Here is an 18,739-nt window from a genome sequence, read left to right on the forward strand (position 1 = left end):
AAGGATTTCGAGATGGCGGATGATTTCGGCGACTACTCGGGCGAGAAGCTCTTCGACTGGATCTTGCGCATGGGCCAGGACGCCGGAGGGTCGGCGGCCATGGCCGCGGCGGACAAGCTCAAGGCGGCGCTGGACAACGCGCGCAAGGGCGCGGGCGCCCAAGGCCGCGAGGCCGCCGGCATGGAAGCCTGCGGGCGGGAGGCGGGAGGGACCGCGGAATGGGCGAAGCTCGACATGCACGAGTTCACCTCCATCGAGGACTGGCCGACGCTGCAGGACATCATCGACGGCAAGCTGGACGACTGCGGCATCGCGCACGACTGGCACAAGGAGGCCCAGGGCAAGACCTACCTGCTGTTCAGGGCGGAGGACGCGCCGTCGTTGGTGAGGGCTTTCGACGAGATGTCCCGGGCGGTAGACGCCGCCAAGGAGAAGGCCTCGGCGGAGCTTGCGGCGGAGTTCGCAAGGGCAAGGGAGCGCGCACGGGACCTGGGCAAGGACCGCGCGCACGGCGATCATGCGAGGACCGGCGCGAACGAGAGGCTCGCCGACAAGGCCGAGATGGCCAAGGCCGCCGCCGAGGAGCTGCGCAAGAACGCCCACGAGGTTCCCGATAGGGAGAGAACGTTCAACAGGGAGAGGGCCCAGGGCCGATGAAGGGCTATTCGAAAGAAGGCCTCATTGCCGCCGGCCTGCTCTCCGCCGCGGCCTTCGCGTTGGGCGACCTCTGGGCGGCAGCGCTCCGCTCCATGGAGGGGCCTTGGCTGCAGAACGTCGGAGCGGCCATGGAGGCCGTGCCGTCCGTCTTGGCGACGCAGGGCATCTCCGCCGAGCCGAACGCCCTGCTCGGCGGATCCATCTGCTTCCTCGCGGTGTGGCTTGCATGGGCCTACCTGGTGCGATCGCAGGGCAACCGCCGAATCGGCGAAGAGCACGGATCCGCGCGTTGGGGCACCAAGGCGGAGGGCCTGAGGTTCGCGGACACCGAGGATCCCTTCAACAACGTCATCCTCACAGAGAACTACGGGCTCGCGGTCGACCCCGGCAAGCGCAGGGGCAAGAGGCTGGAGGAGCGGCCCCGAAACGTCCTCGTCATCGGGGGCACCGGCGCCGGCAAGACCTGGAGGTACTCCATACCCAACATCCTGCAGATGAACGCGGACTACTTCGTCATCGACTCGAAGGGCACGCAGCTGCCGCTGCTCGGCAACGCGCTGGTGGGGAGCGGCTACGAGATCAGCTGCATGAACCTGGTGCGCATGTCGGCCTCCGCCGGCGTGAACCCCTTCTCGCTCATCCGCGACGAGGTGGGGATCATCGAGTTCGCGGAGTGCTTCATCGCCAACACCACCGGCGACAAGGACCACGTCGGAGACCAGTTCTGGGTGCAGGCCGAGCGGCTGCTCTACACCGCCCTCATCGGCTACCTGATGTTCTACTGCCCGTCCGAGGACCGTAACTTCGGCGGGCTCGTCACGCTGCTCTCGCTGGCGCAGGCCAGGGAGGACGACGATGACTACACGAGCCCGCTGGACCTGCTGTTCAGGGAGATCGAGACGGGCATGCGCCTGGTGGAGACGGGCGGCGCGCCGGCGGGCGACGGCGCGAGGAAGCCGGGCCGCGCGTTCGGCCGCCAGGCGTCCTCGGGCTTCAGATGGGTGCAGGTCGGCGAGCCGGTGGGCGTGGACGACGACTTCGTGCTGTGGTGCTACAAGGCCTTCAAGGACGCCGCCGGCAAGACCATGAAGGGCATCCTCATCAGCTGCAACACGCGGCTCATGCCCTTCTCCGTGCCGCAGCTGCGCAACCTCACCGACCACGACGAGCTGGAGCTCTCGAAGCTGGGCGACGCGGGCGGCAAGCGCGCGGTCTTCGTGGTGAGCTCCGACACGTCCTCCACCTTCAGCTTCATGCTGGCCATCACGCTGTGGCAGACGGTGAACATGCTCTGCGACAAGGCGGACGCGCTGCCCGGCGGCTCCCTGGCGCGCCCCGTGCATTTCATCTGCGACGAGTTCGCCAACGTGGGCAGGCTGCCGGACATCGAGCACGTGGTCTCGGTCATCCGCAGCCGCAACGTCTACATGTCCATCATCCTGCAGAGCTTCGCCCAGCTCAAGAGCGCCTACGGCGACGATGCGCAGACCATCGTGGACAACTGCGACACGCTGCTCTACCTGGGCGGCAAGAGCGTTGACACCCAGAAGATGATCTCCGAGATGATCGGCAAGGAGACCGTCGAGGTCAACGCGCAGAACGTGAGCCGCGGCAACGGCGGCTCGACCACCACCAACACCAGCTACATCGAGCGCGACCTGATGCAGGCCTCTGAAGTTGGCCGCATGGGCAGGGACAGGGCGCTCGTGCTGTTCAGCAACGCCGCGCCGCTGCGCGACTCCAAGTACCCCACGCAGAGGCACCCGCGATACGAGCTGCTGGCGGGGCATCCGGGCAGCAGGTACCCCGGGCGATTCGACTACGGGGCGTACCTGCAGGAGAGGAGGCGGCAGCAGCAGGAAGCGACCTCCTCCTAGAACCGAGCGCAACGCAGGCAGCTGCCCGATGCGGGCGGCACACGACAGAAGGGAATCCATATGCTATCGAACATCATCAGCCTGGTCTCCGGGTGCATCACCTTCCTGGGCGGCTTCGTTGTCGTCTGGGGGGCGGTGAGCCTGGGGCTGGCCATCAAGGACGAGACCCGCGGCGGCGCGCAGATCGCGGGGGCCATCTCCACCATCGCGGGCGGGGCCATCATCATCGCGGCTGCCGTGTACTTCGGCCAGCTGGACACCTCGTGGATGCCCAACTAGGGGGCGCCCATGCAGGTGGTCTACGTGCACAAGGACATCAGCGAGTACGAGGAGAAGGTCGTCGGCAAGCTCTCCGCCCGCGTGGCCGCCTGCGTAGGCGGCGGCATCGCGGCCAGCGTGGCGGCCGCCGCCTTCGCGCACCTGGTCGTCGGGGTGGAGGTGGCAGATGCCACCATGCCCGTGATGATGTGCTCGATGCCGTTCTGGCTGGCGGCCTTCTGGAGGCCCAAGGGCATGAAGCCCGAGGAATTCGTCCCGCTGGCATACCGGCATTGGGCCGAGGACGGCGTCGTCACCTACGAGCCCGGGTTCTCCCTGGCCGCGGACGCATGGCCCGACGAGAAATGCAGGAGATTCAAAGATCGGAACAGGCTGGCCAGGGGCTGGCGGAAGGGAGGAGAGCGCTATGAGCCCTCGAAAGGCCGGTAAGGAGGACGTCGCCGCCGCCAAGCGGGCCGTCAAGGACGCCAAGGCCGCGGCGAAGGCCGCCGACAAGGAGGCCAAGGCGGCCGCAAAGCGCGCCAGGAAAAGCAAGAGGGCTGCGGCGAGGCCCGGGCATCAGGGCGGCAGGTACGTCCCGATCGAGAAGCGGCTCAAGAACCAGCGGCGCGAGCGCGCCGCCGGCGAGGCCGCGGCCGAGAGGGCCCGCCGCGCAGCCAAGGACGTCTACAGGCTCATCGGCTTCGACGCCCTGTACGCCGACGGCATCGCGCAGGTGGAGCCGGGGCTGTTCAGCCAGACGGTCAGCTTCGGCGACATCAGCTACCAGAGCATGGGAGACGAGTCGCAGAAGTCGGTGTGCCGCCAGATGCGCAAGCTCTACGACGGCCTGACGCCGGACGTGGGGCTGCAGCTCCTGCTGTTCAACCGCCCGCTCACCAAGGGCGAGATGTCGAACCGCAGGTTCTTCGGCCGCGTGGAGGGGCCCGCCGCTCCCTACGCCGCCGAGTACAGCCGCATCCTCAACGACAAGATGGCCGAAGGCGTGTCCAACATCATGCGCGAGCGCTACCTGACGTTCTCCGTCTCCGCCGACACGGTGGAGGAATCCGTTCCCAAGCTGGCGCGCCTGCGCTCCATGGCGGACGGCGTGCTTTCGGGCATGCGCAGCGGCACCCGCGTGCTGCGGGGCGAGGAGCGCCTGCAGCTGATACGGTCGATGACGCGGCCGGGGCGCGAGCGCGCCGAGTTCGGCTACGACGACCTGGGCGTCACCCGCGGGATCACGGCAAAGGACCTGGCGTGCCCCGACACCATGGAGTTCAAGCCCGGCGGCTCGGCCAGCTGCTTCACCAGCGACGGCGTATGGTGCCAGGTGCTGGCGTTCCGCAGCTTCGAGAGCAACCTGACCGACCGCTGCCTGGCGGACATGGTGGACCTTCCCATGCCGTTGGCCATCAGCTTCCACGTGAGGGCCATGAACCCGCGCTGGTCCAAGGACTACGTCCGCCGCCGCTTGAAGTGGATCGACAAGGAGATGTCCGAGGACCAGATGGACGCCGTGAGCAAGGGCTACGACTTCAACCTCATCCCCAGCGAGCTGAAGTTCACCCGCGAGGAGGCCCAGGACGTCTACGAGTGCCTGAAGGGCGACAGCCAGCGGATGTTCCGCTACACGGGGCTGGTGTTCACCTACGCCCCCACCCGCGAAGAGCTGGACGAGCAGGCGATGCACCTGATATCGGTGGCGCAGGCGCAGGGCATAGAGCTCGCGAACCTGGACTACCGGCAGCGCGAGGGGCTGAACTCCGTGCTGCCGCTGGGACGCAACCACGTGAAGGTGGGGCGCTTGATGCTCACCGACGAGATAGCCATCCAGTCCCCCTTCGCCACCTTGGAGCTGAACGACTTCGGGGGCGGCTACTACGGGCAGAACAAGGGCAGCCGCAACCTGGTGATGCTCAACCGCAAGAGCCTGGCCAGCCGAAACGGCATCATAAGCGGCATGCCGGGCAGCGGCAAGTCCTTCGGCGCCAAGCGCGAGATGACCAACACGGCGCTGCTCTACCCCGAGGACGACGTCGTCATCATCGACCCCGCCGGCGAGTTCGGCCTGCTGGCCGAGGCCTTCGGCGGCCGCAACGTGGCGTTCGGCCCGGACTCGGAGACGTACCTGAACCCGCTCGACCTAAGCGACGTCTCCGAGCTTTTGGAGACGACCCAGCTGGCCTACAAGATCGAGGCGGTGCTAGCGCTGTCCGCCGCGTCCATGGCGGAGGGCAACGAGGGCCTCTCGGACGTCGAGCGCTCGATCATCAGCCGCTGCGTGGAGAAGGCGTACCTGACCTGCGGCAAGAGCGGAGCCGTCCCGCAGCTGCAGGACCTTTACGACATCCTGCGGCAGCAGCCGGAGCCCGAGGCCGAGATCGTCGCGCTGCGGTTCGAGCGATACGTCTCCGGGGCCCTCTCCATCTTCAACCACCAGAGCAACGTCGCCTTCGACAGGCGCATCACCTGCGTGGGGCTCAAAGACCTGCCCGACAACATGCGCGCCTTCGGCATCATCGCGGTGCTGGAAGCGGTGCGCAACCGCATGTACGCGAACTTCGAGCGCGGCGTGACGACCTGGCTCTACATCGACGAGGTCCAGAGCCTCTTCGGGCACCCTGCCACCATCAGCTACTTCAGCCGGTTCTGGGCGGAGGGGCGCAAGTTCAACCTGATCTGCACCGGCATCACCCAGAACTGCACCTACCTGCTGAGCCACAAGGACGGCCGCAACCTGATCCTGAACTCCGACTTCCTCATGCTGCACAGGCAGTCGTTCGCCGACAAGGCCAAGTGGTCGGAGCTGCTGAACCTCTCGGAGCAGGAGGAGGGCTACATCGACGAGTCGGTCAACCCCGGCGACGGCCTGCTCATAGCGGGCGGGTCCCGCGTGCCCATCGTGGACGACTTCCCCAAGGGCGCGCTCTACGACCTGTTCAACACCAAGCCCGACGAGATCGCCGAGCGCAAGCGCGCCGCCTACTTCGCCAAACGCGCGGCGGGGTCCGCGGCCGGCGCCGACGAGGCCGAGGCGGCGGGCGATGTCGGGTAGGGGGTCCGGCGCCCGCAGGCAGGGCTTCGCCAGCGCGGAGTCGGTGGAGGCCGGCAACGCCAGGTTCGAGAGCAGGGGCGGCGGCACGTTCAAGGTACCCGACCAAGGCTCCTTCGCCGAGGGCGGCAAGGGCGGCGTTTGCGGAGCGGCCGATGGCGCCCCCGACGCCGCCGCGGCCAAAGACGGGTTCGCCGGCAGGGCCGGGAGCATCATCGCGGCCGGCTTCGTCGGGGAGCTCGACGACAGCGACGAGCTCTCCGGGTCCGAAGGCGCCTACCGCGCAGGAAGGGCGGCTGCGGACATCCGGAAGCGGCGCAGGGCAAGGCCCGGGCCCGACCCGTTCGCGCCTGTGGAGGACGCTGTCGACGCCAACGCCGTCGCGGCAAAGGAGACGAAGCGCGCCGTCGGAGAAGCCAGGGCCGTTGCCGGGCCGGGCGGTTCCTCAGAAAGCGCGCCCCGCTCGAAATCCCTGCTGGCAAGGGCCAAGGAGGGCCTTGGCGGCAAGGCCGCCCGCAGATCTGCCACCACCGGCGGAAAGGCCGCCGGCGGCAGCGCCCTGGGCGAGGCCCAGGCCGCGTCCAACTACGCCAGGTCGCGCGCCGCCCTGCAGGCCGCCGAGGCTGGGCCCGCCGCAGCGAAGGCCGGAGCCGGCGGAAGGCTCGCGGCGGCCGTCTCGACCGCCGCGCCCGTTCTGGGCGGGGTCTTGGCGGGCGTCGCCGCCTTCGTAGCAGCGAGCCTCATCCTCTCGACGCTCCTGGGCGCGATCGCCGGCTTCTGGCAAGACGAGCAGGACAGGGCCATGATCGAGGGCCTTCCCGGCTTCATCGCCTACGACATGGTGCTCGAGGCGCTGGAGTGCCAGGAGGAGTACGGGCATCCCGCAGGCTGCACCATCGCGCAGATCATCTGCGAGAGCGGCCAGGGCGACGCCATGAGCCAGCTGGCCACCAGGGACCACAACCTCTTCGGCATCAAGTGGGCATCGAGCTTCGCCAGCTGCCCGGAGGTCGCCGGCAAGGCGAGCTGGGCCACCCACGAGGAGGTGGACGGCCAGGCCGTCACGGTCATGGCCGACTTCACCGTGTTCAAGAGCGACGCGGACTGCATCAGGTTCAGGAGCAGGGTTCTCCTGCAGAACAGCCGCTATGCGGACAACGCGTTCATCAAGGAGGCCATCGCCGACCATGACTCGGACAAGATGGCCGAGGGCCTGAAGGACGCGGGCTACGCCACGAGCTCGGAGTACGTGGAGAGCCTGAAGTCGGTCATGAGGACCTACAACCTGTACCGTTTCGACGGCATGGGCGTCGACGACTTCGAGAAGGGCGCGGCCGGCGGCGACGCCATCGTGCAGGCCGCCTACAGCCAGCTGGGCGTGCCCTACGTCTGGGGCGGCTCGACGCCCGGCGTGGGGTTGGACTGCAGCGGCCTCACCCAGTACTGCTACCGGCAGGCGGGCATAAGCATCAGCCATTACACGGAAGACCAGCTCAAGGAGCTCACCGTCGTGCCGCTGTCGCAGGCGCGGCCGGGCGACATCCTCTACAAGTACGGCCACGTGGCCATCTACGTGGGGGGCGACGAGTACATACACGAACCGCGCACGGGCGACGTGTGCAGGAAGGCGACGGGGATCTCGTTCTTCACCTGCGCCCTCAGATACACCGGATAAGGAGATTTCGAAATGGAGAAGAAGACGAAGGCACTGGCCGCCATCGCGGCGGGCGCGCTGGCCATCGGGATCGCGCTGTCGGTCGCGAGCTGCGCCCTGCGCTCGGCGGAGACGGACCAGCAGACCGTGCAGGAGGAGGCGCCCGCCGAGGAGGCCGCTCAAGGCCAGGGCGCCGCGGCGCCCGCGGCGCTCACGTCCTACGAGCTCGCCTGCTCCAAGGGCTGGAAGAGCGACGCGGGCTCGCTGCAGATGTCCAAGGGCATGGTCATCGAGAAGGGCGCGGACGGCAAGATCCACGTGCTGACCGTTTCCGAGGTGGAGGAGGCCGACGCCGGCAAGCAGGCCGTGTTCACGGTCGCCGGCACCGACGAGGATTCGCAGGACAGCGTCACCTGGACGCTGATATTCGACCGGTCCGGCGGCGCGGCAACCATGTCCAGCGACGACTTCAAGGTGAGCAAGAAGTATTCGGAGGGCGTCGCCGAAGGCACCGTATCCGTCAGCGGGATGGACGAGGCATACATAGGCCTCGTCGGAGGCGACGCGGAGCCGCTGCGCAAGGCGCTGGCTGCCTACATGGCCAAGAACGTGCCCCAGGCGTCATCGGCCTCCTTCGACGGCGAGGCGTCCGTCGACTTCAACGCCAAGACCGTCTCGGCGTCGTTCCACGCCGACGACGCCGCAAGGACCGTCCTCGTGGTGACGTACGCCGACGGCAAGTTCACCGTGTCGGGCTAGGGGGTCGCTTTGCTTGAGAGAATCGGACGGGCGGCGCCTGCGCAGCGGAGGTTCCTGCTCTCGCTCGCGGGCAGCGCGCTCTTCTGCGCGGCGATGCTCTGGCTGCCGCAGCCTGCGCACGCCGACATCGCCGACACCGTCAACTCGTGGCTTTGCGGCATGCTGCGGGACTTCTGCAACTGGATCTTCGGAGCCCAGGTGGACGTGCTCAGGTCCATCGGCGCCGAGGGCGTGCTCTCCGCCAGCTTCGAGACCATGCTGGGCGGCTCCGGCACCGTGAGCATGTACGACATCGTTCACGGCGTGTGGGAGAGCGCCATCCTGCCAATCGGCTGCGGGGTGCTCTCCTTCGTGTTCACCGTGCAGCTCATCAAGATCAGCCAGCGCATGGACGGCAGCTCCAGCATGCCGGCGGTGAAGGAGGTCGTCTTCCTGCTGGTGTTCTTCGCTGTGTTCCTGTTCCTGGTGCAGCACTCCTTCGAGCTCATGCAGGCGCTCTACGAGGTGACGCGCATCGCCATCCAGCGGGTGACCGACCTCTTCGGCAACGGCGCGGAGCTCGACATGGGCAAGGTGTCCATCACCACCACCGACGACGACGTGCCAGCGCTTTTGGGGATGGCCGTGGTGGCGCTGGTCAGCTGGGTCGTGGTGCTGGTGGCCTATATCGTGGCGCTTGTGGTGAGCTGGGCCCGCGCCATCCAGCTCTACCTGATGGCGGCGTTCAGCCCCATACCGTTGAGCCTCATGGGCCTGGAGGACACCAGGCAGATCGGCATCGGGTACCTGCGCAGCTTCGCCAGCGTGTGCCTGGCGGGCGTCATCATCCTCGTGATCCTCGTAAGCTTCCCCGTGGTGCTGGGCGGGCTCGATGCCGTGAACGCCGGCACGGGCACGCCGATGGACAGCGTCGTCGGAGGCCTGAGCTACGCGCTGCAGTACCTGGCCGTCTGCGTCCTGCTGATACTCAGCCTGGTGAAGAGCGGGGCCTGGGCCCGCGACGTCATGGGCGGATAGGGGTGGGGCGCGAGTCTTCGAAAGGCCCGACCACACGGAGAAGCCAAGGGCGGCACGGACTCCCGTGCCGCCCTTTTTTCGGCGCGCCTTGTCCAAACGGCGGCCTTTCCCGACTTGGGGTAGGGCGGCGCGCCCGCGGACCTTTCCCGGGAAGGAGGGCTTTCTGCCCGCGAGCGCGCCGCCCGTCCGACGAGGCGGGCCGCACGGCCCGCCCGAACCGTTTTGAAAGGAAGGGCGCATGCCTAACGAGAGCAAGAGCGTCTACGTGACGCTCCACAAGAACTTCGTGAGGGAGGGAATCCCCTACACGGATCGCGAGACGGGCGAACAGCGCACGTTCAACTCGGCAACCATGCCCAGGGGCACGTCGATCGACGGCCGGGACGTGAGCTTCTTCGAGTTCTCCCCGCTGTACGTGAACGAGTCGCGCAAGGGGGAGGACTATCGCGACATCCCGTTGCTGAAGGGCCGCGAGGTGTGGCTGCAGAAGACCGTTCTCGGCGAGGACGGGAAGCCGGTGCTGGACGCCGACGGCGGCAAGGTGCGCGAGACGGTCAAGGTCATGCCGGAGCAGGTTCGCCTCGCCTTGGACCAGCAGCGGCAGGACTACCTCGCCTCCTTGAAGCAGCGAAGTCTCCACGACCGGGCCGATGCGGCCACCCGCGGCGCGCTCGGCCGCGCGCAGGACGACCAGCCGCGCCGGCAGGGCCTGGCGCACGACGATATCCCGTTCTAAGGAGGCGGCCATGACAGCGAGAGCAACAGAGACCGCCGCCTTGTCGAAGATCGTTCGGATCATGATGAGCGTGGCTCTGCTCGTCGGCATGTGCGCATCGGCGCCCATGCAGGCGCAGGCCTCCGAGTCCGTCGAGGTGACCGTCGGCGACGACGTCCCCTACGCCGGCTACTTCACGACGCGCATGTGGGCCGACGGCGAGGTGGCCTACTGCGCCGAACCCGCGGCGGGCACGCCCGCGCCGGGGACCTACTCTAAGTCGGGCATCTCCGACGGCGACCTGGCCGCCGCGATGTGGTTCAGCTACGGCGCGCCGGGCTTCGACGAGTCCGTGTTCCCGGAAAGGTGGTACGACGGCACGGGTTGGAGCGAGGATAAGTACCTGGTGGCGAGCCACGTGCTGCTGTCGTTCGCCTACCAGGGCTCGCGCGGCGAGGCGGCTTACGGGACCAACGCGCAGTTCGAGAAGTGGGCCAAGGACGAGCTCCTCGGCGACACCTGGTCCAAGGTAAAGAACCGTGCGGACGAGGTGTCCACGGGCTTTGAGGCCTTCTCGGTGAAGACCGGCTCCGCGACGCAGGTGCTCATGAGCTTCACCTGGAAGACGGGAGGCCTCAAGGTCGCCAAGGAAGACTCGCAGGCAGGCAGCGCGCCCCAGGGCGACGCCAGCCTCGCCGGAGCGAGGTTCGATATCGTCAACGCCTCCGGAAAGAGCGCGCTGGTCGACGGAAGGTCCTACGGCGACGGCGAGGTCGTGAAAACCATCGAGGCAGAGTGGGACGCTGCGGCGAAGGCGTACGTGGCCGCCACCGGGTCAGGCGACCTGCCGTGCGGCGTCTACAAGGTCGTCGAGTCGCAGGCCCCCGAGGGGTACCTCGCCTCGGATTGGTCGAAGACGGCGAAGATCAAGGAGAACGGCGAGGTCGTCGACCTGACGGGCGGCCCCTGCAAGGACGACGTCGCCCGCGGCGGCGTGCAGGTCACGAAGTCCGACAGGGAGCTCGGCAAGTCCGAGGCTCTGGGCGGCGACTCCCACGGTGCGTTGGGCTGCGGCTCCACGCTCTCCGGCATCGAGTTCGCCATAACCAACGAGTCGGCGTCCAAGGTGCTGGTCGGCGGCGAGTGGTTCGAGCCTGGCGAGACGGTGGCCACCGTGACCACGGCGTGGAACGAGGAGGCGGGCGCCTACACCGCGCAGACCGCCGCCGACGCGCTGCCCTACGGCACCTACGCGATCCGAGAGACCAAGAGCAACGACTCCTACCTGCTGACCGACGGCGAGCCCAAGACGTTCCAGGTCCGCGAGAACGGCGCCATCGCAAAGGCCTCCTCGGGCGGCGGCGAGCTCGAGTTCTTCGACCAGGTCATCCGCAACGACCTCGAGATAGCGAAGATGGCCGAGGACACCAACGAGTCCCTGCAGGTCGCCTTCAAGGTGACCAACGAGGCGACGGGCGAGGCCCATGTTGTCGTGACCGACAAGAACGGCAACGTCTCCACGGCGTCCTCCTGGAACAAGCACAGCGCCAACACCAACGGCAACGACCGGCTGCTGGGCGTCGGAGCGGTCAACGCCTCGGACATGGATTCCAAGGCGGGCGTGTGGTTCTCCCTCGGCGAGGACGGCTCCGTCGCCGAAGTCGACGACGGTCTGGCGGCGCTGCCCTTCGGCAGGTACACGCTCGAGGAGCTGCGCAGCGACGCCAACGAGGGCTACGACCTGATCAAGAAGACGTTCGTCATCGAGCGCGACTCCTCCGCCGCCAAGGCGGTGTGGATGAGCCTCGACGACAAGGAGGGTCCCAAGGTCCAGACCGAGGCCACGGACGCGTCCGACGGCGACCATGTGGCTCAAGCCTCTGGCGAAGTCACACTGTCAGACACCGTGTACTACGAGAACCTCAAGACCGACGGCACCGAGTACACCGTCACGGGCACCCTCATGCTCAAATCCACCGGCGAGGCGCTCGTCGGCGTCGACGGCAACCCCGTGACCGCGAGCAAGACCTTCAGGCCCAAGCAGCGCTCCGGCGAGGTGGAGCTTCAATTCGCCTTCGACGGGAGCCTGCTGGCGGGCGAGGACGTCGTGGCCTTCGAATCCCTGACGTCGGGCGGCGTGGAGGTGGCGGTCCATGCCGACATCGACGATGAGGGGCAGACCGTTCGCCTCGTGGGCATCGGCACCACGGCGACCGACAAAGCGGACGGCGACAAGCTCGTCACCGGTGCCGAAATCACCATCGTCGACGAGGTCGCATACGAGGGACTGACCCCCGGCGTCGAGTACACGCTCGAGGCTGCGCTGATGGATGCCGAGACCGGCGACCCCGTGACCGTCGGCGGCAAGCAGGTTGCCGGAACCGCAACGTTCGCCCCCGACGAAGCCGACGGCGTCCAGGCGGTGGAGCTCGCATTCGACGGCACCGGCTTGGGCGGTAAGGGCGTCGTGGTGTTCGAGAAGCTCTTCGCCGCCGGCGCGCAGCTCGCAGCACACGAGGACCTTTCCGACGAGGGGCAAACCGTCACCGTCGTCGAGATAGGCACGAAGCTCACCGACGCCGAGGATGGCGACCAAGTCGTCGCCAGCGGCAAGGTCAAGCTCGTCGACACCGTGGAGTACAAGGGCCTCGTCCCTGGCGAGACCTACACCGCAAACGGTGCGCTCGTCGACAAGTCGACCGGCGAGACGCTGGTCGACGCCGGCGGCAACCCCGTGACCGCCACCGCCGAGTTCGCCCCCGAGGCGGCCGAGGGCGTTGTGGAGGTCGCCTTCGAGTTCGACGCGTCCCATCTCGAGGAGGGGGCGGCCCTCGTGGCCTTCGAGCGCTGCCTCGATGCCAAGGGCAACGTCGTCGCCGTCCACGAGGACGTCGACGACGAAGGCCAGACGGTGGTGGTCGACAACCCCGACACCCCCGAAGTTCCCGATGCGCCAGGCGAGAAGCTGGACAAGACCGGCGTGGACCTCATGCCCTATATGCTGGGCGCCGGTATGGCCCTCGCGGCTGCCTTGGCGCTCGCTGCATACGGTCTGCAGAGGCGCAACCCCGACGATCCCGACCCCGACGACCTCGGGCGCGGAGAGGAAGCGGCGGAGCGCGAGGCCTAAGGCCGACGCCCGCTCGAAAGCAGGAAGGCGGCCTCGGGCCGCCTTCCTTGCGGATATGGAGGAAACCATGGAAGGAACCACCCGAGAACCCGGCGTCGAGGACGTCGCGGGAGCGTTGGAGAAGACGGGAAGCGGCGGCAAGCGCTCCGATGGCGGGCATCGATGAAGGGCAAGGCCAAATCGCGCATCGCCCTCGTCCTCGCCGCGGCGCTCGCCTTGGGGGCCGTGGGCGTGCTGTCGTCCATGGCCTGGCTGACCGAGAGGGCGAGCAACCTCGACCCCGATCCGAGCGGGGTCGAGGCAATCGGCGCCGAAGACGAGGCGGCCGGAGAAAACGACGGCTCCGGGGGCGTCGACTGGGGCTACTGGCAGGGCGTCAACCCGGACATCATCGGATGGGTCACCGTGCCGGGCGCCGGCATCGACTACCCGATCGTCCAGGCCCATGAGGGCGACCCCGACCACTACCTCCGCTACGACGCGTACGGCGGCTGGAACTACCACGGCGTGCCCTACCTGCACTGGAAGTGCGCAGATGATGGCCTGCTGGGCGCCGGCAACGCCCTGGTGTTCGGCCACCACCTCGACGACGGCACGATGTTCTCCGCGTTGGCGTGTTTCTCGGACGCCGGTTACGCGGAGGGGCATTCCCCGATCATCCTGCAGACCCCCGAGGGCGACGCCGGGCTGAGGGTGCTTGCGGTCGACGTCGTCGATGCCGGCCGCGAGGGCGCCAAGGTTGAGTTCGCCGACGACGCCGAGCATGCGCAATGGCTTGCCCGGGTCGTGGCCGACGCCGACCTGAGCCTCGTCGGAGAGGGCTTCGACTTCTCGTCCGTGAAAAGCGTCGTCACCCTCTGCACCTGCAGCTACAACCGCTGGGGCAACGAGCGCACGCTGGTGATATGCGCCGTCGACGCGCTCGGGTGATGCAGGGGCGGGCGCGTTCGGCGCCGATGCGCGCCTGTCGCACGAAGCACGGGCGCGTGCGATGTGAATCATGGAAGTCCGCACGTGAAAGGCGAGATCGATGGCAAAAGGCAAGGCAAGAGGCGGCGCCGAGGCCGCAGCGAAGCGCGACGAGGAGCTCAGGCGGACCATGGAGCGCCTCGAGGAGGGCGTGAGGGGCGTCTTCGAGTCGGCAAGGTATCGCCGCTACCTTGCCGTCATGTCGCGATTCCACAGCTACAGCGCCAACAACTGCCTGCTCATCGCGATGCAACGCCCGGACGCGACGCTGGTAGCGGGCTATCGGGCCTGGCAGGACAAGTTCGGCAGGCAGGTGAGGAAGGGCGAGCGCGGCATGAGAATCCTCAGCCCGGTCGTGGTCATGGTGAAAGGGGAGGGCGACGACGTCGGCGAAGCGCTTGACGGCAGCGCCGGAGATGGGCCCAGGCGCAGGCTCGCGGGCTTCCGCCTGGCCACCGTGTTCGACGTGAGCCAGACCGAGGGAAGGGAGCTGCCTGCCTTGGGGGTCGACGAGCTGACGGGCGGCGTCGCCCGGTACGAGGCCGCCATGCGCGCCGTCTCGGAAGTCAGCAGGTACCCCGTTTCGTTCGAGGACATCCCGGGCGGCGCGAAGGGATTCTTCTCGAGGTCCGAGCCCAAGCGCATCGTGATCCAGAAGGGCATGTCCCAAGCGCAGACCCTCAAGACCGCCATCCACGAGCTCGCCCACAGCGTCATGCACGATTCCGGGTCGGAAGGGGAGGGGCCCGCCCTGCCGGGCCGCGCGACTCGCGAGGTCCAGGCCGAGAGCGTCGCCTTCATCGTCTCGAGCTGGCTTGGGCTCGACACCGGCGACTACAGCTTCGGGTACGTGGCCGGGTGGAGCGAGGGCAAGAACCTCTCCGAGCTGAGGGCCTCGCTCGACGAGATACGCGGCGCGGCCCATGGCATCATCGGCGGCATGGAGCAGAAGATGGCCGAGAACCGTGAAACAGAAGGGCTCGAGCGCGTTCGCGCCATCGAGCACGAGCCTGACGCAGCCTGCAGGAGCCTGTCCGAGCGCGCGGCCATCGCCAGGAGGGCGTCCGCCCGCGACGACCGCGCGCCGCGCCTCCCCGACAGGTCCGATAGGTGAGCGCCGGGGCGCTGCATCGCGATGATGCGCGTCCTTGATTTTGCCCTATAAGCCTGATTTTGGGCAAAAAAATAGGGCAGTTTGGCTTTCACCATCCCACCCCTAAAACCCGAAGGTTTTGCGATCTACCGTAAGTCTAGCAATCCAAGGCTCTTTGTCAAGGATCTTATGAAGTTTATCGCGGCTGCCGCTGTCGCGTCCGGGCCTGTTTTTGGCAAAAGGTCGCCGGCTCCCTCGACCGCGTTAAAGAAGCCCCTGAGCTTCTCCGCGTCTCTCTTTCTGGCTGAGCAGCTAGGGACGTCTTGCGCGTAGCGCACCAAGGTGATGGCGATCTCCTGCGCGGCGGCGTTGCGAAGCCATTTCTGTCTCGTCGGCTTGGACAGCCCCAGCTTCGCTACGGCTTCCAAGGTCTTCCTCGACGTGGTGCGCCGGGAGTTCGCGCCCTCAGCGAACGTGTTTATGATGCACGAGCCGTGGGCTGCGCAGTTCCTCACCGACTTTACCTTCTTTAGGTCGTAGTGGGATTGCTCGAAGTCCTTGTCGTCCCACCGTGCGCCGCAGAATCGGATGAAGTCGACGAGCGTGCCGAACGGCACCAGCTCGAGGAAAACCCAAGACGGCATGCGCTTCTCGTATTTCTCGTAAACGGCTTTGGTGTACTTGTTTCTGCCGTTCCTCTCGAGCTCGGCTTCGCGGTAGCTCCTGCTTTTCGGAGTGAGCGAGGCCATGTAGTCGGCGACGATGGCGTACCCGTCTTCGTCGTTGCGTTCGGAGATGTTGCGCTTCAAGTCGACCTTGCAGGAGTGCTCGATGTGCCTCGTCATAACGAACAAGACCTCGCGAAGCATCTCGTCCAGTTCAGCGAAGATGACCAGTTGGGCGAAGTCGAGGTTGGCGTACTCTCCGTTGCGCTTCCCGCCTTGGCGCTTGGCGAACAGCTTTCTGTAGGACGTAAGCTCATAGAAGTCGCACTCGTCCGAGAGATAGGCTGCCGCCCTCTCTTTGCTATATCTATCGAATGTGACGCCCTTTGCCTCCAGATGGGCTATCTGCTGGGCAATGGTGAGCTTTGGCTTGTCGTGATATCCATTGCCGCTTTCGCTCGTCTGCTCGGGCTTGCCATTCATTTTGCCCCCTGCTTGTCATTGGCCTCTTATATTTTGATTATATCTGCGAATCGCGGCCTTCTGGCCGGCGCGGCCTCACATGAACCATCTGAACACGGCCCGGAATAGCCATACGAGGAACGCCCCCGCGGCGACGATGGCCCGCTTAATCCATTTCATCGAAACCTCCCTCCCCGCAATCCGCGCCGCCTGCCTGGGCCATCTCCTCGTTCTCGGCCTCCCTGAAGGCGGCGACAGGGTAGCCGAACAGCGGGCATATCTCGGCCTCGTCGCTGGCGAGCTCGGGGCGGGCCCGCTCCAGGTACCTGAACAGCGCGACGGCCTTGGCGTTGGCGCCGGCGCCCATGGGGCCTGAGTACCACTTCATGCACGCCAGCTCGAACTTGGCGGCATCCACCAGGCACCCGCCCTGGGACCAGGTTAAGAGCCGGCCGTCCAGGGAAACGCTCTCGATGCCCGGCACCTCGCTGGAGTCGATGAGCTTGAGCCTGGGCCCGCGGATTCGCTCGGCATTCGCCGACGCCTCGTCGTCGCTCGGTGCCGATTCCTCCATATGGTGCTCGTAGACGACCAGGTGTTGCCCGCCTTCGCCCTCCTCCCAAACGACGTCGAACTCCGTGAGGATGTTCGCCCTGCCGAACACGGCGCCGCCGGTGAGGCTGTTACTGTCGAAGCACTCGTGGTGGCCATCCGAGTACGTCATCTCTAGAATCATCTCGCTCTCCTGTTCCTGTCGCTTCGCTGCTGCTCCTGCTGGATCTGCCGCTGGCGAGCCGCCTGCTCGCCTGCGCGCGCGGAGGCGTCGGCGCGCTGTCTTTGCCGGGCGTACTGGTCCATGGCGGTTCGGGGCCTTGCCCTGGCCGCATCGGGCAGCAGCCTCAGCTCCTTGGCGGTCTCCTCTGCGTGGCGCAGCTCGCTCGTCGCCCCGTCGTCGCCCCTGCGCCCCATAGCTGCGATGCGGCTGCCGAAGTCGGCCATGCAGCGGATGCCGTACCTCGAGCAGAGCTCGAGCGCCGTCGCCATGCTCTCCAGCTGCGCATAGTCCTTTACCTCGACCGCCTTCGCTGCGATGGCCGCGATTTGGCCGGGGTCGATCGCCGCGTTGCCCTTCAGGGCGCCTTCGACGGCCTTGCGCCCGTAGGCGAGGCCGAGGTTCTCCCCGCGGATCCTTTTCGATGGGGTTTCAGCCATCGAGTAGAGCCAATCCGAGCGGCCGCCCTTCCTCGAGGCTTCGCTGACGTCGATGCCCATCAAGCCGAGGATCTGCAGGTACTCGCCCGGCGTCTCCGCCGCCCTCTTCGCGATCGTCACGCGATTGCGGATGTCGGCCACCCACGAGTAGCCGCCCTTCCCGGCTATCTCGCGCTCGGCCCTCCTGACGTAGACGGCCTGCCTGGTCTTCGGAGCGGCCCCGCCCTTCGTGGCCGACCGCCGCTTCTCTTCGTCTGAGACGTCGACGAAGAAGCTCAGCCCGCGCTCTTCGGCGAGCCGTTGGATCGAGGCCTGCATCTTCCGCGGGTCGGGATTCTGGAATCGGTTGCCCGTGGCGAGGTTGGTGTTGTTGACTACGACGTGGGCGTGCATGACCTCGTTGGCGTTGTCGTCGTGGAACACGGCGGCGCACTCGTAGTCGTCCCAGTTCTCGCGGACCCAGGCCCTCGTCAGCTCTCGCAGCTGCGAGAGCGTCACCTTGTCCTTCGGGTCGGGGGAGACGATGAAGTGCATGTAGGTCCGCGCGCGCTTGCCGCGCCATGGGGTGTCGTTGCCGTTGGCGATGCGGGTGAGGTCCATCTCGGCCGCCCAGTCGACGTCCTGCTTCAAATCGGGGTCGAGCTCCGCGTCTCGGTCCTCGTCCCACGAGAGGTTGTACAGGTCGACGGCCAGGGCGCGGCCATCCTTCTGGAGGTAGTCGGAGACGCCGCGAACGCTGGTGTGCCCGGCTATGGGTTTTATAACGGGCATGCTAGTCACCGCTTACGCTCGTGGAGCCGGCTATGTCCGCCAGCACGTACTCGATCACCTGGCGGCCCTGCTCGACTTCTTCGAGCTTCTCCTCGGCTTCTGACAGCATCTGGCCGAACGTGCCGTACTCAGGCGGGCTCCCCCTCCGGATAAACAGCGCGATGGTGTTCAGGGCGCGCACTGCCTGGTTGTAGTGGCGGCCCCAACGGATGAGCTCTGAGAGCATCTTGGCCATGGTCCGGCTGTCGATGACGTAGACGGCGCCCTTGCCGGAGGCGCTTGCCGGGATCCTGATGAGGGTCCGCAGGTATTCGGAGCGGGCCATGCCGGCGCGCTGCGCCGATGCGGTGAGCCGGTCGAGGTCGCCGGAGGTCATGCGGCAGCTGACCATCTCGGGGTAGTCCATGGACTTGCCTCCCTTCGTCGGTTTCGTGTCTCCAGG

At 67.0% G+C, this 18,739-nt stretch carries 16 protein-coding genes; 12 read left to right on the plus strand and 4 right to left on the minus strand.

Going from position 1 to position 18,739, the window contains the following annotated elements:
* The first annotated feature begins 12 nt into the window (after positions 1-12).
* The 12 genes from GT613_RS05115 (at position 13) to GT613_RS05170 (ending at position 15,208) form a co-directional block, all read left to right on the plus strand.
* Positions 13-657, plus strand: coding sequence for a DUF3801 domain-containing protein (locus GT613_RS05115; protein WP_114513235.1), 645 nt, complete (start codon positions 13-15; stop codon positions 655-657).
* Positions 654-2,534, plus strand: coding sequence for a VirD4-like conjugal transfer protein, CD1115 family (locus tag GT613_RS05120; RefSeq protein ID WP_114513234.1), 1,881 nt, complete (start codon positions 654-656; stop codon positions 2,532-2,534). The genes GT613_RS05115 and GT613_RS05120 overlap by 4 nt, the downstream gene beginning before the upstream one ends.
* A gap of 60 nt (positions 2,535-2,594) precedes the next feature.
* The gene (locus GT613_RS05125) at positions 2,595-2,813 is read left to right on the plus strand and encodes a hypothetical protein (protein ID WP_114513233.1); all 219 of its coding nucleotides are present in this window, start codon (positions 2,595-2,597) and stop codon (positions 2,811-2,813) included.
* A gap of 9 nt (positions 2,814-2,822) precedes the next feature.
* Positions 2,823-3,242 carry a PrgI family protein gene (locus tag GT613_RS05130; RefSeq protein WP_114513232.1) on the plus strand — a complete coding sequence of 140 codons (420 nt, stop codon included), beginning with the start codon at positions 2,823-2,825 and terminating at the stop codon, positions 3,240-3,242.
* Positions 3,220-5,853 carry a VirB4-like conjugal transfer ATPase, CD1110 family gene (locus GT613_RS05135; protein WP_240132862.1) on the plus strand — a complete coding sequence of 878 codons (2,634 nt, stop codon included), beginning with the start codon at positions 3,220-3,222 and terminating at the stop codon, positions 5,851-5,853. Before GT613_RS05130 ends, GT613_RS05135 begins: the two co-directional genes overlap by 23 nt.
* On the plus strand, positions 5,843-7,525 hold the full coding sequence (locus GT613_RS15695) for a glucosaminidase domain-containing protein (RefSeq protein ID WP_161172529.1): 1,683 nt from the start codon (positions 5,843-5,845) through the stop codon (positions 7,523-7,525). Before GT613_RS05135 ends, GT613_RS15695 begins: the two co-directional genes overlap by 11 nt.
* Before the next feature lie 12 nt (positions 7,526-7,537).
* Positions 7,538-8,263: a hypothetical protein gene (locus tag GT613_RS05145; protein ID WP_161172530.1), complete on the plus strand. Its 726-nt coding sequence runs from the start codon at positions 7,538-7,540 to the stop codon at positions 8,261-8,263.
* Between the two features lie 93 nt (positions 8,264-8,356).
* Positions 8,357-9,280 carry a conjugal transfer protein TrbL gene (locus tag GT613_RS05150; protein ID WP_166521669.1) on the plus strand — a complete coding sequence of 308 codons (924 nt, stop codon included), beginning with the start codon at positions 8,357-8,359 and terminating at the stop codon, positions 9,278-9,280.
* Between the two features lie 238 nt (positions 9,281-9,518).
* Entirely contained in the window at positions 9,519-10,016 is a 498-nt protein-coding gene (locus GT613_RS05155) for a DNA gyrase (RefSeq protein ID WP_114550332.1), read from the plus strand.
* A gap of 10 nt (positions 10,017-10,026) precedes the next feature.
* The gene (locus tag GT613_RS05160; protein ID WP_161172531.1) at positions 10,027-13,125 is read left to right on the plus strand and encodes a VaFE repeat-containing surface-anchored protein; all 3,099 of its coding nucleotides are present in this window, start codon (positions 10,027-10,029) and stop codon (positions 13,123-13,125) included.
* A 162-nt stretch (positions 13,126-13,287) separates the two neighbouring features.
* The gene (locus GT613_RS05165; RefSeq protein ID WP_161172532.1) at positions 13,288-14,055 is read left to right on the plus strand and encodes a class B sortase; all 768 of its coding nucleotides are present in this window, start codon (positions 13,288-13,290) and stop codon (positions 14,053-14,055) included.
* A gap of 100 nt (positions 14,056-14,155) precedes the next feature.
* Complete coding sequence (locus tag GT613_RS05170; protein ID WP_161172533.1) at positions 14,156-15,208, plus strand: ArdC-like ssDNA-binding domain-containing protein; 1,053 nt, start codon at positions 14,156-14,158, stop codon at positions 15,206-15,208.
* 125 nt (positions 15,209-15,333) lie between these two features.
* Here GT613_RS05170 and GT613_RS05175 read toward each other — a convergent pair whose 3' ends face one another.
* The 4 genes from GT613_RS05175 to GT613_RS05190 form a co-directional block, all read right to left on the minus strand.
* Positions 15,334-16,335, minus strand: a complete 1,002-nt coding sequence (locus GT613_RS05175; protein WP_114513226.1) for an Abi family protein — start codon at positions 16,333-16,335, stop codon at positions 15,334-15,336.
* Between the two features lie 145 nt (positions 16,336-16,480).
* Positions 16,481-17,050, minus strand: coding sequence for a hypothetical protein (locus tag GT613_RS05180; protein WP_161172534.1), 570 nt, complete (start codon positions 17,048-17,050; stop codon positions 16,481-16,483).
* Positions 17,047-18,297, minus strand: coding sequence for a relaxase/mobilization nuclease domain-containing protein (locus GT613_RS05185; protein WP_161172535.1), 1,251 nt, complete (start codon positions 18,295-18,297; stop codon positions 17,047-17,049). Before GT613_RS05185 ends, GT613_RS05180 begins: the two co-directional genes overlap by 4 nt.
* Before the next feature lies 1 nt (position 18,298).
* Positions 18,299-18,703: a hypothetical protein gene (locus tag GT613_RS05190; RefSeq protein ID WP_114513223.1), complete on the minus strand. Its 405-nt coding sequence runs from the start codon at positions 18,701-18,703 to the stop codon at positions 18,299-18,301.
* Between the last annotated feature and the right edge of the window lie 36 nt (positions 18,704-18,739).

This window comes from Eggerthella sp. BIOML-A4 (assembly GCF_009875575.1).
In the GTDB taxonomy this organism is placed as follows: Bacteria; Actinomycetota; Coriobacteriia; order Coriobacteriales; family Eggerthellaceae; genus Eggerthella; species Eggerthella lenta.

Excerpts from the sequence above, each read along its gene's own strand:
- GT613_RS05120 (WP_114513234.1), top strand. The coding sequence starts at position 654 with ATGAAGGGCTATTCGAAAGAAGGCCTCATTGCCGCCGGCCTGCTCTCC.
- GT613_RS05135 (WP_240132862.1), top strand. The coding sequence starts at position 3,220 with ATGAGCCCTCGAAAGGCCGGTAAGGAGGACGTCGCCGCCGCCAAGCGG.
- GT613_RS05130 (WP_114513232.1), top strand. The coding sequence starts at position 2,823 with ATGCAGGTGGTCTACGTGCACAAGGACATCAGCGAGTACGAGGAGAAG.
- GT613_RS05165 (WP_161172532.1), top strand. The coding sequence starts at position 13,288 with ATGAAGGGCAAGGCCAAATCGCGCATCGCCCTCGTCCTCGCCGCGGCG.
- GT613_RS05160 (WP_161172531.1), top strand. The coding sequence starts at position 10,027 with ATGACAGCGAGAGCAACAGAGACCGCCGCCTTGTCGAAGATCGTTCGG.
- GT613_RS05115 (WP_114513235.1), top strand. The coding sequence starts at position 13 with ATGGCGGATGATTTCGGCGACTACTCGGGCGAGAAGCTCTTCGACTGG.
- GT613_RS15695 (WP_161172529.1), top strand. The coding sequence starts at position 5,843 with ATGTCGGGTAGGGGGTCCGGCGCCCGCAGGCAGGGCTTCGCCAGCGCG.
- GT613_RS05185 (WP_161172535.1), bottom strand. The coding sequence starts at position 18,297 with ATGCCCGTTATAAAACCCATAGCCGGGCACACCAGCGTTCGCGGCGTC.
- GT613_RS05170 (WP_161172533.1), top strand. The coding sequence starts at position 14,156 with ATGGCAAAAGGCAAGGCAAGAGGCGGCGCCGAGGCCGCAGCGAAGCGC.
- GT613_RS05155 (WP_114550332.1), top strand. The coding sequence starts at position 9,519 with ATGCCTAACGAGAGCAAGAGCGTCTACGTGACGCTCCACAAGAACTTC.
- GT613_RS05125 (WP_114513233.1), top strand. The coding sequence starts at position 2,595 with ATGCTATCGAACATCATCAGCCTGGTCTCCGGGTGCATCACCTTCCTG.
- GT613_RS05150 (WP_166521669.1), top strand. The coding sequence starts at position 8,357 with ATGCTCTGGCTGCCGCAGCCTGCGCACGCCGACATCGCCGACACCGTC.
- GT613_RS05190 (WP_114513223.1), bottom strand. The coding sequence starts at position 18,703 with ATGGACTACCCCGAGATGGTCAGCTGCCGCATGACCTCCGGCGACCTC.
- GT613_RS05175 (WP_114513226.1), bottom strand. The coding sequence starts at position 16,335 with ATGAATGGCAAGCCCGAGCAGACGAGCGAAAGCGGCAATGGATATCAC.
- GT613_RS05145 (WP_161172530.1), top strand. The coding sequence starts at position 7,538 with ATGGAGAAGAAGACGAAGGCACTGGCCGCCATCGCGGCGGGCGCGCTG.
- GT613_RS05180 (WP_161172534.1), bottom strand. The coding sequence starts at position 17,050 with ATGATTCTAGAGATGACGTACTCGGATGGCCACCACGAGTGCTTCGAC.